The organism is Nocardia aegles (assembly GCF_052545135.1).
In genome coordinates, this window is the sequence record NZ_JBQWRI010000002.1 from 767561 (window position 1) to 781617 (window position 14057).

Sequence of the window (14057 nt, forward strand, 5' to 3'; positions counted from 1 at the left end):
TCAGGCGTACCTCCGCCTTCGCTCCGGCCATGCGCGGACTGAGGACGGGCTGCGTCCGACCGCACCCATCAGGTCGCCCGGCGCGCGGGCGGCCCGCCGCAGCCGACCGCTACCGTCCCCGGCACCGGGCAGAGTCCGGATCCGCGGTCTGGTTGTCTGACGCGGTGGAAATCGGAGACTGGGCGGTTTTGTTGACGGCGGCGACAGCGGCGGGCTGGGTGGACGCGGTGGTGGGTGGCGGCGGGCTGATCGTGCTGCCGACCCTGTTCGTGGTGGCTCCCGGTATCGCGCCGCAGACGGCCCTGGGTACCAACAAACTCGCCGCGGTAGCCGGGACGAGCGCATCGGTGCTGACCTTCGCGCGCAAGGTGCCGATGCGCTGGCGAATCCTGCTGCCCGCGGCGCTGATCGCCGCGGTGGCGGCGGCACTCGGCGCGGCCGCGGTCTCGTTGATCGACCGCGAGCTGTTCGTTCCGATCGTCATGGTGGTGCTGGTCGGCGTCGCGGTGTTCGTCACGCTGCGTCCGTCGATCGGCGTCACCCTGGCCACGCATCCGCCCACCAGGCGCAAGGTCGTCCTCACGGTCGCGCTGGCGGCGGGATTGATCGGCTGCTACGACGGCCTGCTCGGGCCCGGCACCGGAACGTTCCTGATCATCACCTTCGCGACCCTGCTCGGCACCGAGTTCGTGCGCGCCGCCGCCATGGCGAAAGTGATCAACTGCGGCTCCAACCTCGGCGCTCTGATCTTCTTCGGGGCGACCGGGCACCTCCTCTGGGCCCTCGGCGCGGCCATGGCCGTCGCGAATGTCCTCGGTGCCGTGGTCGGCGCGCGCATGGCGCTGCGGAAGGGCGCCGAGTTCGTCCGCATCGTGCTGCTGGTGGTGGTGATCGGGATGGTGCTCCGGTTGGGGTGGCAGCAGTTCGGCTGATCAGCCCACCGGTCGGGCGTGCTGGGTGGCCAGCCACGGTTGCAGCACCCGGGAGGTGGTCTCGTGGATCTCGCGCTGCAACCGCTCGCCGTCCTCGATGCCGGCGAGCGGTCGCTGGAACAACACCGTCAGCGCGCCCGACACGGCGCCGACGACCGCGCCGACCAACGCGGCCGCGCCGACCTCGTCGAATTCGGCGGGGAAGGCCTTGTGCAACTGCCTGGCGATCTCGCGCTGGGTGACCAACTGGGCGTGCGCGGCGCGGCCGCTCACCGCGGGCACGGTCCGCGACACCTCGGCGCGCAGCGCCCCGATCCGGGCATGGAGATCGTCGACGAGGTGCTCGCCGGGGTTGTCACCGGCGGCGCGCAACGCGCGCAGCACCACCTCCACCGGTCGTTCCCCCGGACGCCTGCCTGCGATCGCCGCCACCGCGGAGCGGACCCGCTCGTCGGATTCCGGGAAGAGCAGTTCCTCCTTGCTGGCGAAGTAGTTGAAGAACGTGCGTGTGCCGACGTCCGCCGCCGCGGCGATGTCGGCCACCGTGGTCTCCTCGTAGCCGCTCGTCTCGAACAGCTCGGCTGCGGCTTCCAGGATGGCTCGGCGGGTACGTTCGCGTTTACGGTCACGCAGGGCGGATGGCGGCACGCGGGCACAGTACGGCATCCGGGGAGCAACACGCGGGAAGGCCAAGTGTCGCGCGCGCCGTTCCCGCACTGCCACCGCGCATTCGGTGCACACCGGCACTCGATGCGCTTTCGCACGGCGTGTGGTCACCGCGCCGGCCCGCTCCCGACTAGGTTGGTGCGGGTGAGCATCGCGACTTCCAGAGACGTGGACGCCGAGTTCCTCGACCTGCCACTGGCCGCGCTCGCCGACGCCGCGCTCGCCGCGGCGACGGCGGCCGGCGCCGAGCACGCCGACCTGCGGGTGCACCGTCTGGTGACCCAGTCGATCCGGTTGCGCGACGGGCGAGTCGAGGCCGTCACCGACAGCGCCGAACTCGGTTTCGCCGTGCGGGTGATCGTGGACGGCACGTGGGGTTTCGCGTCGCATGCCGCGCTCACCCCCGATACCGCCGCGCAGGTGGCGCGCACCGCCGTCACCGTCGCGACCGCGCTGCGGGTACTCAACCGGGAACGCGTCGAGCTGGCCGGCGAACCGCGCTACGCCGACGCGCGCTGGGTGTCGGCCTACGACATCGATCCGTTCACCGTGCCGACCGGCGAGAAGGTCGCGCTGCTGCAGGACTATTCGGAGCGTCTGTCGCACGCCGACGGTGTGGATCACGTCACCGCGAGCGTGCTGCAGGTCAAGGAGCAGACCTTCTACGCCGACACCGCGGGCTCCTCGATCACCCAGCAACGAGTGCGGCTGCACCCGACGCTCGAGGCGATCACCGTGGACGCCGCGGCGGGGGTGTTCGAGACGATGCGCACGCTGGCCGCTCCGGTCGGCCGCGGCTGGGAGTACGTGACCGGCGCCGACGGGGTGTGGGACTGGGACGGCGAACTCGCGCGGATTCCGGAATGGCTGGCCGAGAAGGTGAAAGCGCCCAGCGTGCAGGCCGGGCCGACCGACCTCGTCATCGATCCGACGAACCTGTGGCTGACCATCCACGAATCCATCGGCCACGCCACCGAGTACGACCGGGCCATCGGCTACGAATCCGCTTACGCCGGTACCTCTTTCGCAACACCCGACCTGCTCGGGTCGCTGCGTTACGGCACGCCGATCATGCACGTGACCGGCGATCGCACCCACTCGCACGGGCTGGCCACCGTCGGCTACGACGACGAGGGCGTCGCCGGGCAGCGCTGGGATCTGGTCCGCGACGGCATCCTGGTCGGCTATCAACTCGACCGGGTGTTCGCGCCGCGCCTCGGCCTGCGGCGGTCCAACGGCTGCTCGTACGCGGACTCGGCGCACCACGTGCCGATCCAGCGGATGGCCAATGTGTCGCTGCAACCCGACCCGGACCGCGACACCAGCACCGAGGAGCTGATCTCCCGGGTGGACGACGGCCTCTACATCGTCGGCGACCGGTCGTGGTCGATCGACATGCAGCGCTACAACTTCCAGTTCACCGGCCAGCGGTTCTTCCGCATCCGCGGCGGCAAGCTCGACGGCCAGGTGCGCGATGTCGCCTACCAGGCCACCACCACCGATTTCTGGGGCGCGATGGAAGCGGTGGGCGGGCCGTCGACCTGGCAGCTCGGCGGCGCGTTCAACTGCGGCAAAGCGCAGCCGGGCCAGGTCGCCGCGGTCAGCCACGGCTGCCCGTCGATCCTGGTACGCGGCGTCAACATTCTCAACACCCGGACGGAGGCAGGCCGGTGAACGAGGATCTGTTCCCCGCGGACGTGACCGTGGAGCGCGCGCTGGCGCTGTCGCGCGCCGACGAGGCGATGGTGATCGTCCGCGACGAGCACGAGGCGTCGCTGCGCTGGGCGGGCAACTCCATGACCACCAACGGGTCGTCGGTGTCGCGCACCTGGGCGGTGATCTCGGTGTTCCGCGAAGGGCCCACCCTGGCCCGCGTCGGTACCATCGCGTCGACCAGTGTCGACCCGGACGACATCGAGGCCGTCGTGCGGGCCGGCGAGGCGGCGGCGCGGGACGCCGAACCCGCGCGGGACGCGATGCCGCTGCTGGAGCCGGACACCGTCGACGACGACTGGGCCGCCCCGGCGGGCGGCACCGGCATCGAGGTGTTCACCGATCTGGCCGACGGCTTGTCCGCCGGATTCGACGGCGCCGACCGCCTCTACGGCTTCGCCCATCATCAGATGCACACCACCTGGCTGGGCACCTCGACCGGCATCCGGCGCCGCTTCGTGCAGCCCACCGGTTCGGTGGAGATCAACGGCAAACGCGGCGAGGGCGCGGATCTGGCCAGCGCGTGGGTCGGGGTGGGTACCGCGGACTTCACCGATGTCGACGTATCCGGCCTGCTCACAAACCTGTCCCGCCGCCTGGACTGGGCCAAGCGCACGATCGAGCTGCCCGCGGGACGCTATGAGACCCTGCTGCCGCCCTCGACGGTGGCCGATCTGATGATCTACCTCGCCTGGTCGATGGAGGGCCGGGGCGCGCAGGAAGGTCATACGGCGTTCGCGCGGGCGGGCGGCACCCGGGTCGGCGAGCGCCTGAGCGACATTCCGCTCACGCTCTACTCCGATCCGCACGCGGCCGGGCTGGAATATCAGCCGTTCGTAGCGGCGACCGCGTCGTCGGAATCGATGTCGGTGTTCGACAACGGCATGACCGCCGAGCGCGTGGACTGGCTGCGCGACGGCGTGATCTCGGCGCTGATCTATCCGCGCGCCACCGCCGCCGAGTTCGGTGCGCCCGCCACGGTTCCCGGGGACAACCTACTGCTCACCGGCGGTTCGGAAGCCACGATCGACGACATGATCGCGCGCACCGAGCGCGGCTTGCTGCTGACCACGCTGTGGTACATCCGCGAGGTCGATCCGGCGTCACTGCTGCTCACCGGCCTCACCCGGGACGGGGTGTATCTCGTGGAGAACGGCGAGGTCACCGCCGCGGTGAACAACTTCCGGTTCAACGAGAGCCCACTGGATCTGCTCCGGCGGGTGAGCGAGGCGGGCGCGACCGAGCCGACGCTGCCTCGGGAATGGAAGGACTGGTTCACCCGCACCGCGATGCCGCCCTTGCGGGTTCCCGACTTCCACATGTCGTCGGTCAGTCAAGCGACCTGAGCAACGGCGGGTCAGGCGTACCTCCGCCTTCGCTCCGGCCATGCGCGGACTGAAGACGGACTACGTCCGACCGCGCCCATTAGGCGTACCTCCGCCTTCGCTCCGGCCATGCGCGGGACTGATGACGGACTCCGTCCGACCGCACCCATTAGGCGTACCTCCGCCTTCGCTCCGGCCATGCGCGGGACTGATGACGGACTCCGTCCGACCGCACCCATTAGGCGTACCTCCGCCTTCGCTCCGGCCATGCGCGGGACTGAGGACGGACTACGTCCGACCGCACCCATTATGCGGTGAAGCGGATCTCGATGCCGATCGTGCCTGCCTTGCCGCGCCGCAGGTCGCTGCCGAGGAGGACCAGCGGACCGGTGAGCCAGTACTTGCGGCGCAGCAACTTGCGCACCCGCTCCGTGCCCTCGGCGTCCAGAATCCTTCCGGTGCCTTCGACCACCGCACCGTGTGGCTTGCCGGTCGCGCTGCACGGTTGCACGGTGACCGCCGGATTGCGGCGCAGGCGCTTGACCTTCCAGCTGTCGGTCACGGTCCAGACGTAGAGTTTGCCGTTCTCCGACACCGCCCACACCGCGGTGCCGACGGGCGTGCCGTCCTTGCGGAAGGTGGTCAGCAGCACGTAGTTCGCCTTGGTGACGGCGTCCAGCGAATTCGTCATGCGGGCAGCGTATCCCGTATACCGGCGCGGTGAGCGGCATGGGAAATACCGCGGGTTCGTGCGCCGCCTGGCCGGACATTCATTGCGGCATCCGGTACTCCCCCGATTCCAGGCGGGCCAGCACTCCGTCGGTCCACCTCGACAGATTCTCGAACACCCCGCTCCACAACTCCAGCAGATCGGTCGCGTGCGGCGCCTCGTACCGCCCGGGGAAGTCCGGGATCATGGCCAGCAGGTCGGCGCGCACCGCCTCGCTGCGCCGGCGCTGTTCCCGCAGTTTCGCGATGACGTGGGCCCTGGGCAGCGCGTCCATGAAGGCGATGGCAGCGCCCAGTTCTTCCATGTCGACGCTGACCAGCGCCTCGTCCATGAGTCTGCGGAACTCGGCTTCCCCCGCATCGGTCAGCTCGAACAGCGTGCGTCCCGGTCCCTGGTCGCTGCTCTGGGTGCCGAACGTGCTCAGCTTGCCCTCCCGCGTGAGCTGCTTCAAGGCGTGATAGATCGAGCGCGATGGAGCTGTCCGCCGAGGAGCGTGCGTACATCGCCGACGAGCTGCGGGCCTCGGACGACCTGTCCGCCTGGCTGTCGGAGGCGTAGACGCGACAGGTCACACCGCGGTCAGCACCTGCGGCCCGTCCGGCGTGATCGCGATGGTGTGCTCGGAGTGCGCGGTGCGGGAGCCGTCCGCCGAGCGGATGGTCCAGCCGTCGGGATCGGTGACGATGCGGTCGGTCGTGCGCGCGAACCACGGTTCGATCGCGATGGTGAGGCCGGGGCGCAACCGATAGCCGCGCCCCGGGCGGCCGGCATTGGGCACGTGCGGGTCCTCGTGCATGGTGCGACCGAGGCCATGACCACCGAATTCGGTGTTCACCGGATAGCCGTACGCACGCGCGACCCCGGCGATGGCGGCGGAGATGTCGCCGATGCGGTTGCCCGGCACCGCGACCGCGATGGCCGCGGCCAGGGCCTCCTCGGTCGCCCGCACCAGCCGCACATCCTCGTCCGCGGCCGAGCCGACCACGACCGTCGTCGCCGCGTCCGCGACCCAGCCTTCGATGCCGACCGCGAGATCCATGGTCAGCACGTCGCCGTCGCGCAGGGCGTAGTCGAACGGAAGCCCGTGCAGCACAGCGTCGTTCACCGACAAACAGACGGTATTGCGAAACGGTCCGCGGCCGAACGAGGGCGCGTAGTCCCAGTAGCAGGACTGGGCGCCACGGCGGCGGATGCGTTCCCGGACGTCGGCTTCCAGATCGAGCAGGTTCACCCCCACCCGCGCCCGCTCGCGCAACTCGGCGAGCACCTCCGCGACGAACCGGCCCGCCACTCGCATCCGCGCGATTTCCGCGGGGCTCTTCAGCTCGACCATCATTCCTCCAGTACGCCGGTATTTTAATACCAGCATAGCTGGGTCGGTATTTTAATACCATCCCCCTTGCGGCGGGGAACCACCGTCCGTAGCCTGAGCCAATGGTCCGCCTCCCGTTGACTCCAGCGCAGATCGATGCAGGCCGCCGCCTCGGCGCCGCCCTGCGCACGGCCCGCGCGGACCGCGAGCTCACCGACGTCGCTCGGGCCGCCGGGATCTCACCGGAGACGCTGCGCAAGATCGAGACCGGCCGGTTGCCCTCCCCGGCCTTCGGCACCGTGGTGGCATTGGCACAGGCGCTCTCGATCCCCCTCGACGATCTCGCCAACATCTGGCGCTCGGCGGGACTCGCCGAGTCGGCTTAGTGGCGCGCAGGAAGTGACACCCGCGCCGCGCGATCGACCGTGCGGACGCGGTGGGCGCGGCGTCGTGAACGGCCGACAATGAATGCATGGCGGTGCGGCACACCGACGGCATAGGCGGCGCGACGGCGCACGGCTCGCGGCAGGACGCGTACCGGCACCGAGCGCCCCCGCGCCCGGACCTGGTCTGGTACGCCGCGTACGGCTCGAATATGAGCCCGGCCAGGCTGCGCACCTATCTTCGCGGTGGCAGGCCCGACGGCGGGGCACTCACCCTGCCCGGCTGCCGCGACCACGCCGACCCGATCCGCTCGATGCCGCTGCTGCTGCGGGGCGTGCTGTATTTCGCCACCGAATCGTTGACCTGGACCGGCGGCCGCGCGCTCTATGACCCCGGCTGCCCGGGTGAGATCGCCGTGCACGCCCACCTGCTCACCGCCGCGCAGTTCGCCGACATCGCGGCGCAGGAGATGTATCGCGCCCCGGGGACGGAGGTGGATCTCAGCGCGGCGATCGCGCAGGGGACGGCCACTCTCGGCCCGGGCCGCTACGAAACGTTGGTGTACGCGGGGATGCGCGCCGGATACCCGGTACTCACCTTCACCGCGCCCTGGCGTTGTCGCGACGTGCCGGGCAATCCACCCGCCGCCACCTACCTGCGGTATCTGGCGGCGGGCCTGCGCACGGCGCACGGCTGGTCCGCCCGGGCGACCGCGGGCTATCTCGCCACTCGTCCCGGCGCCGACCGGCGCTGGACCCCCGAGACGGTCCATGCCCTGCTCGGCGACGGCGAGTCGGCGCCGCCGCACCGAACCACGCGACGCGGCTGAGAAACCGCACGAGTTCGTGGGAGGTGTGGATCCGTCGGCGTCGACGAGCGACGTGACACCGGCGGTCACGGCCACCAGCGGCCGGTGCGGCCCCGCACCCACTGCAGTTCACGGTGCCCGCCTCCGGGTGATGTGCTCCGTGGGCTCGGTTGCGACGTAGCCATCGACGGCGGAGTGGTTACCATCACCACGCCCGCCGAGCCGAAGTGCCAGATCAGACCGCGCCGGACCCGGGCGGCATCCGCTCGGCGCGAACCGCACGCGTTCGATTGACTAGCCCGCCGGGCCCTGGGTATTACGAGCACATGGACGATGGGCGGCTGACCATCGGAGTTGAGGAGGAGTTCCTGCTCGTCGACCCGCGCACGGGCGAGCCCCTGGCACGCAATGTCGAGGTGGCGCACACCGCCGAGGAAATCGGCATCGACCTGCAGCTCGAACTCACCCGCTGCCAGGTGGAGACCAGCACCTCGGTCCACACCGATATCGGTGCGCTGCACCGGGAGTTGCGCGATCTGCGCCGCGGCATCGCCGCGTGCGCCGAGCGCAACGACGCCCGCCTGCTCGCGGTCGGTATCCCGCCCACCGTCCCGCACGAGTTCCCGGTCACCGATACCCCGCGTTACCAGCGCATCGAAGAGAACTTCGGCATGCTCGCCCATGAGCAGGGGCTGTCGGGCTGTCACGTGCACATCGGCATCCCCGACGTCGAAACCGCGATCCAGGTCAGCAACCACTTGCGGCCGTGGCTGCCGCAACTGCTCGCGATGACCGCGAACTCGGCCATCTACCGGGGCACCGAAACCGGTTTCGCCAGCTGGCGCAGCATTCTGTGGCGGCGCTGGCCCAGCGCCGGACCACCGCCGTACTTCGAATCCGCGCGTCACTTCGAGGCGATGGTCGCGATGATGCTCAACAGTGGCAGCATCCTGGACAAGCAGATGGTCTACTGGGATGTCCGGCCCTCGGCCACGTTCCCGACCGTCGAGATCCGGGTGAGCGACATTCCGGCTACCGTCGAGGAAACCGCGCTCTTGGCCGCGCTGGTGCGCGCCATCGTCGTGATGGCGGAGAGATCGCTGGCGGCGGGGCGGACGGCGCCGCAGGTGCCCGCCGAAATGTTGCGGGCGGCGTACTGGAAAGCGGCGCGTTCGGGACTGGCCGGAGACGGCGTCGACCCCCGCGACGGCACTGTGGCGCCCGTGCGCGACCTGCTGTCGCGGCTGATCGACCACGCCGCGCCCGCGCTGGACGACGCGGGCGATCGCCGGTTCGTCGACGAGGCGTTCGGCCGCCTGCTCGCGCGCGGCAACGGAGCGCACCGGCAGGTCGCGGCACTGCGGGCGCGCGGGGAGATCGATGACGTCGTCGAAGAGGTGGCGCGCGCGACCCTCGACGGCTGCGACCAGCCCGGAAATTCCCATGCGGCACCGGCGACCGGAGCGCCGCTCAACTGAGCCCGCGCCAGGCTATTCGCCGCGCGATCGGCCGCGCCGACGCGCGACGCCCGCCCGGCCCCCGACGGACTGCACCAGCCTGGCCAGGCGGCGCAGTCCGAACACTTCGCTCGGCTCACCGTGACGGCGCCGCGCGTTCGGATCCGAGTCGTCGATCGCCCGCAGAATTCTCGACTCGAGGGTGGATGGTGGGTGCACCGCGGCGGTCGCGCTCAGCGCCGCCAGCGTCTCCCGAATGCGCCGCACCGTATCCGGGAACGCCGCGGCGGTGCCGGAATCGGTTGTCGCGAGCCGGTTCTCGATGCGCCTGCGCTCGATCTCGGCCACCGCGTCCATCGCGTACGGGTACGCCAGATCGAGCAGATCCGCGCGGCCCGGCTGGGTGCCGGTCATGGCCGGTCACCGTCGACCGGCAGGCCTGGGCGCGCCGCCTCCGCCGAGCGCGGTCGCGCCGCGGCCTCGATACCCGCCGAACGGACCGGGGACTCCGCAGGCGTACAGCCGTGCGGGGACTGACCTGCACCGCGGTCTCGGCCCATGCGCTCTGCGCCAACCCGCATGCCCTCACTTCGCGGCGCACCGCGTCGCGGATTGGATTCTCGCCATAGTCCGCCCGAACCCGGGTACTGTCCTGCTCCGGCGAGTTCCGACGGTCTCGGCCCCGAAGGTCGGCGGACGCGCCGGAGGCCGCCGCACCCGTGCCCACTTTCCGACGCGGAGGAGAACACCGATGCGCACCGAGCTCCGCGACGAGCGTGGCGTCCCGCTCGAACATGTCACCGTGGCGCTCGGCTGGGATCCGGCCACGCGTTCACGCTTCTTCGGTCGGCGTGCCGAGATCGATCTCAATGTCGCGGCCCTGCTCTTCGCCGCGGACCGGCTCGTCGACGTCGTGTACCACGAGCAGCTCAGCTCTACGGACGGAGCCGTCCGCCTGCACGGCGACAGCATGACCGGGGAAGGCGCCGGTGACGACGAGATCATCAGCGTCGACCTGTCCCGCATCACCGCGCAGGTCACGACGGTGCTGTTCCTCATCACCTGCTATACCGGCCAGACCTTCGAGCGGATCGCGAACGCCTACTGCCGGGTGATCGACACCGTGGCGGGTACCCAGCTCGTCCGCCACGAGCTGACCGGCGGCGGCTCGCACACCGGCCTGGTGCTCGGTCGAGTGCGCCGCACCGACGGTGCCTGGCACTTCCAGGACGTCGGCGCGGGCCTGCACGCGCGGCACCCGGTGGAGGCCCTTCCGCAGATCGGCCCTTACCTCGAGTGACTTCGAAGCGATTCCGCTTGCGCCGCTATGGATTCGATGACTCGTCGCGATCTTCGATGCCGCGGCGGCCCCTCCGCGCGTCGCACACCTCCGCCGGACGTGACCGGACCGCGGCGTCCGATTGGAATTTGGACGCGCGGGTAGTCGCCGGGCAGGAAGTGTGACATGCCGAAGGAGGTCTCATGACCGAGACGACACAGGTTCGCCCGCCCGCGAACACACGGTCGGTCAGCGAACTGGTCGAGGATGCCACCGCCCAGCTGTCCCGGCTCATCCGCGACGAACTCCAGCTCGCGCGCGTCGAGATGCGCGAGAAGGGCAGACGGTTCGGCCTCGGAGCGGGCCTGGCGGGTGTGGCGGCGCTGCTGGCGTTCTACGGCGGGGCGGCGTTGGTCGCCGCGGCGGTGCTCGGACTCACCGAGGTGCTGCCGGGCTGGGCCTCCGCGCTGATCGTGGCGGGCGCGCTGCTGGTGATCGCGGCCGTCCTCGGACTGGCCGGGAAGAAGAGCGTGGAAGACGCGAATCCGCCGTTCCCGCGGGAGGCGGTCGAGGGCGTACGCGAGGACATCGAGGTGATCAAGGACAGGAGGCGGGGATGAGTGACAGCCGACCTCGGGCGGGGCAGCCCACCGACGACATCGCGGCCCTGCGGCGGGACCGCGATCAGGCGCGGGCGGATCTCGGCCGGACGGTAGAAGAGCTCGGCCACAAGCTCGATGTGCCCGCGCGAAGCAAGGAAAAAGCACACGACGCCGTCGCGGCGACCCAGCACGCGGCCTCCGAGGCGGCGCTCATCGTCGCGGACCAGGCCGAGCACGCCGGGACGGGCGCGGCGCACCTGGCCCACCGAGTGGTGGCGGCGACACCGGAGCCGGTCGCCGAACGCGCCAGGCAAGCCGGTGGCGCGCTGCGCGCCCATCCGATTCCCGCCGCCCTCGGCGCGGCCGTGCTCGCGGCCGTGGTCTGGCAGATCGTGCGGAGGCGGCGATGAAGACGCTCTACAAACCACTCGGCCTGCTGATCAGCGTGCTCGGCGGCCTCGCGGCGAATGCCGTGTTCACCAAGGTGTGGAAGCAGATCAGCGGCGAGCAGCAGGCTCCGACGTCGACCGCCCGGGATCATTCCTGGCGCGAGGTGCTGTTCGCCGCGGCATTGCAGGGCGCCGTTTTCGGCCTGGTCAAGGCCGCGATCGACCGGGCGGGCGCGACGGGCTACCGATCGCTCACCGGCACCTGGCCGGAATAACGCCACCGGCGCTTCGCGGTGAAGGAGACCGCCGTGACTCGACGTTGCTCGAGTCACGGCGGCTTTTCGGTGTGCCGCGGTCGCTGTGTCACGCCTCCCGTCGCGCGACGGTCGGGGCCGCCGATTCCGGCCCGCGCCAGGGCTTGTCCGGCCGCGCGATACCGCCTGGTCGGCGGCGCGAGCCGGCGCACACTGTGATCGGCGGGGGCCGGGATGCGGTAAGTTGGCCGCGGAGTGGTCGCTCTCTGCGCCGTGGACCAGTGCGCAGGAGACGCGAACCGGAGCGGAGGTCGACGTGGCGTACTGCCCAGGACGCGTCGCCGGCACTGGAGGTGGATGGTGAGTTCCGAAAGCGCGCCCCGGGCGCTGGAGGTCGAGGTGCGGTCGGCTGAGGACACGGTGGTCGTCACCGTGCACGGCGAGATAGACATGGCGTCCGCGCCACGCCTGCAATCGGCACTCGACGAAGCATTGCGCGACGCGCCCGCCGCGGTTGTGGTGGACATGACGAACGTCGGGTTCCTCGGCTCCGCCGGGCTGAGCGTCTTGCTGGCGGCCTCGGAGGCCACCGGCTCCGGTGGCTTGCGGGTCGTCCCCAGCGACGCCGCGCGCAGGCCGATCGAGGTGACCGCGCTGGACCGGTTGCTCACGGTGTTCGACTCCGTCGAGGCCGCGCTCGCGGTGAACGAGACCCAGGCGCCGAACTGAGCTTCACGGCACCGCATCGGTGCCGCTCAACCCCTGTCGGGGTTTCGACTCCGCGTCGCCGGGTACCTGACCGGTCGTCGGCATCGTGTCGACCTGTGCGCACCGGGAGGAGGCCGTATGGCAGAAAACCGCGAACACCGATTGGTGGGAGTACCCGCGGTGGCGGCGTTGGCGGATCTCGGATTCGCCTCGGTCGCCTCGGGTGTCATCGCACGGCGCCGACCGGTGCTGGGCTTGCTGGAACGCACCGGAGCCGATTCCAGGGCGATCGAACGCATCCGGCAGTTGCGGCGCGAGTTCGGCGCTGGACCGGTCGAGCTCGTGGTGCCGGGGCGCCGGATCGTGGTCGTTCTCGATCCGCATGACGTGGGACGGGTACTGGCCGACGCGCCGACGCCGTTCAGTCCGGCCAATCGGGAGAAGCGCGCCGCGCTGCGCCAGTTCCAGCCGCACGGTGTGCTGCTCTCGGAGGGACCGATCCGCGACCAGCGCCGCGCCGTGAACGAGGCCGCACTGGAGTCCGGCGAGCCACTGCATCGCCTGGCCGTGCCGTTCGCCGAGGCGATCGCGGAGGAGGCGCGCGAGATGATCGTGTCGGCCCTGCACCGCGGCCACCTGGACGCGCGACAGTTCACCACGCGCTGGTGGCGGCTGGTGCGATGGATCGTGCTCGGCGCACGAGGACGCGACGACACCGTGCTCACCGACGAGCTCTCCCGGCTGCGTTCGGCGGGCAACTGGTCGTTCCTGGCCCCTGCGCACCGCAGGCAACGCGACCAGTTCACCAATCGGCTGTACCGCCACGTGGAGTCGGCTCCGCCGGACAGTCTCGCCGGGGCGTTGGCCGCGGTGCCCGCGGGCGGCGCGACCGACCCGGTCGGCCAGATACCCCACTGGTTGTTCGCCTTCGACGCGGCGGGCATCGCGCTGAGCCGGGCACTGGCGGTGCTGAGCACCCATCCCGGGCACCACGCCCGCGCACTCGCCGACGCCGTCGATCCGGAGCGCGTCGACCTGCGCGGTTATCTGCGCGCCTGCGTGCTCGAGTCGGTGCGGCTGTGGCCGACCACACCCATGCTGCTGCGCGACATCACCGCCGACACCGAGTGGCGCGACGGCGACGAGCGCTTCACCATCGCGGCGGGCGCCGCCCTGATGATCGCGGTCCCGGCGTTCCACCGGGATGCCGATCTGCTGCCGTTCGCCGACCGGTTCGTCCCGGAGATCTGGCTCGACGGCCGCGCGGAGCAGTACCCCCAGCTCGTGCCCTTCAGCGCGGGCCCCGCCGACTGTCCCGGCCGCAATCTGGTGCTGTTCGTCACCAGCACCCTGCTCGCGCACCTGCTCACCTCGGCCGATTTCCGGCTGCGGTCCACCCCGCGACCCAACCCGGACGCCCCCCTGCCGGTGACCTTGAACAATTTCGGCCTCGACTTCACCGTCGAGCCGTGCATGACCCAGACGAGCTGAGCGTACC

The 14057-nt window shown here is 70.7% G+C and carries 17 protein-coding genes; 12 read left to right on the forward strand and 5 right to left on the reverse strand.

Annotated features, from left to right (window positions below; translation table 11 throughout):
* Positions 1-164 precede the first annotated feature (164 nt).
* Positions 165-932 (forward strand): TSUP family transporter, encoded by a 768-nt coding sequence (locus tag ACT89H_RS08635; RefSeq protein WP_445107986.1) that lies wholly within the window; start codon positions 165-167, stop codon positions 930-932.
* Here the strand turns inward: ACT89H_RS08635 and ACT89H_RS08640 are convergent, their stop codons facing one another.
* Positions 933-1580, reverse strand: coding sequence for a TetR/AcrR family transcriptional regulator (locus ACT89H_RS08640; RefSeq protein WP_445107987.1), 648 nt, complete (start codon positions 1578-1580; stop codon positions 933-935).
* Between the two features lie 162 nt (positions 1581-1742).
* Between ACT89H_RS08640 and ACT89H_RS08645 the strand changes: the two genes are divergently transcribed.
* Positions 1743-3272 carry a TldD/PmbA family protein gene (locus ACT89H_RS08645; RefSeq protein WP_445107988.1) on the forward strand — a complete coding sequence of 510 codons (1530 nt, stop codon included), beginning with the start codon at positions 1743-1745 and terminating at the stop codon, positions 3270-3272.
* Positions 3273-3340: 68 nt separating this feature from the next.
* On the forward strand, positions 3341-4657 hold the full coding sequence (locus ACT89H_RS08650) for a metallopeptidase TldD-related protein (protein ID WP_445108263.1): 1317 nt from the start codon (positions 3341-3343) through the stop codon (positions 4655-4657).
* 286 nt (positions 4658-4943) lie between these two features.
* Here the strand turns inward: ACT89H_RS08650 and ACT89H_RS08655 are convergent, their stop codons facing one another.
* The 3 genes from ACT89H_RS08655 to map all read right to left on the reverse strand — a co-directional run bounded on the left by ACT89H_RS08655 (position 4944) and on the right by map (position 6699).
* Positions 4944-5327 carry a PPOX class F420-dependent oxidoreductase gene (locus tag ACT89H_RS08655; RefSeq protein ID WP_445107989.1) on the reverse strand — a complete coding sequence of 128 codons (384 nt, stop codon included), beginning with the start codon at positions 5325-5327 and terminating at the stop codon, positions 4944-4946.
* 79 nt (positions 5328-5406) lie between these two features.
* Complete coding sequence (locus ACT89H_RS08660) at positions 5407-5817, reverse strand: PadR family transcriptional regulator (RefSeq protein WP_445107990.1); 411 nt, start codon at positions 5815-5817, stop codon at positions 5407-5409.
* 117 nt (positions 5818-5934) lie between these two features.
* Positions 5935-6699, reverse strand: a complete 765-nt coding sequence (map, locus tag ACT89H_RS08665) for a type I methionyl aminopeptidase (protein ID WP_445107991.1) — start codon at positions 6697-6699, stop codon at positions 5935-5937.
* 101 nt (positions 6700-6800) lie between these two features.
* Here map and ACT89H_RS08670 point away from each other — a divergent pair, with 101 nt between their 5' ends.
* The 3 genes from ACT89H_RS08670 to ACT89H_RS08680 all read left to right on the forward strand — a co-directional run bounded on the left by ACT89H_RS08670 (position 6801) and on the right by ACT89H_RS08680 (position 9348).
* On the forward strand, positions 6801-7064 hold the full coding sequence (locus tag ACT89H_RS08670; protein WP_445107992.1) for a helix-turn-helix transcriptional regulator: 264 nt from the start codon (positions 6801-6803) through the stop codon (positions 7062-7064).
* An 86-nt stretch (positions 7065-7150) separates the two neighbouring features.
* Complete coding sequence (locus ACT89H_RS08675; RefSeq protein WP_445107993.1) at positions 7151-7891, forward strand: histone deacetylase; 741 nt, start codon at positions 7151-7153, stop codon at positions 7889-7891.
* A 305-nt stretch (positions 7892-8196) separates the two neighbouring features.
* Positions 8197-9348: a carboxylate-amine ligase gene (locus tag ACT89H_RS08680; protein WP_445107994.1), complete on the forward strand. Its 1152-nt coding sequence runs from the start codon at positions 8197-8199 to the stop codon at positions 9346-9348.
* 12 nt (positions 9349-9360) lie between these two features.
* Here ACT89H_RS08680 and ACT89H_RS08685 read toward each other — a convergent pair whose 3' ends face one another.
* On the reverse strand, positions 9361-9741 hold the full coding sequence (locus ACT89H_RS08685) for an RskA family anti-sigma factor (RefSeq protein ID WP_445107995.1): 381 nt from the start codon (positions 9739-9741) through the stop codon (positions 9361-9363).
* A 337-nt stretch (positions 9742-10078) separates the two neighbouring features.
* On the opposite strand from ACT89H_RS08685, the gene ACT89H_RS08690 reads away from it, so the two are divergent.
* From ACT89H_RS08690 to ACT89H_RS08715, 6 genes are all read left to right on the forward strand, one after another.
* On the forward strand, positions 10079-10627 hold the full coding sequence (locus ACT89H_RS08690; protein ID WP_445107996.1) for a TerD family protein: 549 nt from the start codon (positions 10079-10081) through the stop codon (positions 10625-10627).
* Between the two features lie 182 nt (positions 10628-10809).
* Entirely contained in the window at positions 10810-11226 is a 417-nt protein-coding gene (locus tag ACT89H_RS08695) for a phage holin family protein (protein WP_445107997.1), read from the forward strand.
* On the forward strand, positions 11223-11618 hold the full coding sequence (locus ACT89H_RS08700) for a DUF3618 domain-containing protein (RefSeq protein ID WP_445107998.1): 396 nt from the start codon (positions 11223-11225) through the stop codon (positions 11616-11618). Before ACT89H_RS08695 ends, ACT89H_RS08700 begins: the two co-directional genes overlap by 4 nt.
* A complete protein-coding gene (locus tag ACT89H_RS08705) occupies positions 11615-11872 on the forward strand; it encodes a DUF4235 domain-containing protein (RefSeq protein WP_445107999.1) in 258 nt (85 codons plus the stop codon). The genes ACT89H_RS08700 and ACT89H_RS08705 overlap by 4 nt, the downstream gene beginning before the upstream one ends.
* Before the next feature lie 339 nt (positions 11873-12211).
* Positions 12212-12580: an STAS domain-containing protein gene (locus ACT89H_RS08710; RefSeq protein WP_445108000.1), complete on the forward strand. Its 369-nt coding sequence runs from the start codon at positions 12212-12214 to the stop codon at positions 12578-12580.
* 117 nt (positions 12581-12697) lie between these two features.
* Positions 12698-14050 (forward strand): cytochrome P450, encoded by a 1353-nt coding sequence (locus tag ACT89H_RS08715; RefSeq protein WP_445108001.1) that lies wholly within the window; start codon positions 12698-12700, stop codon positions 14048-14050.
* Positions 14051-14057 lie beyond the last annotated feature (7 nt).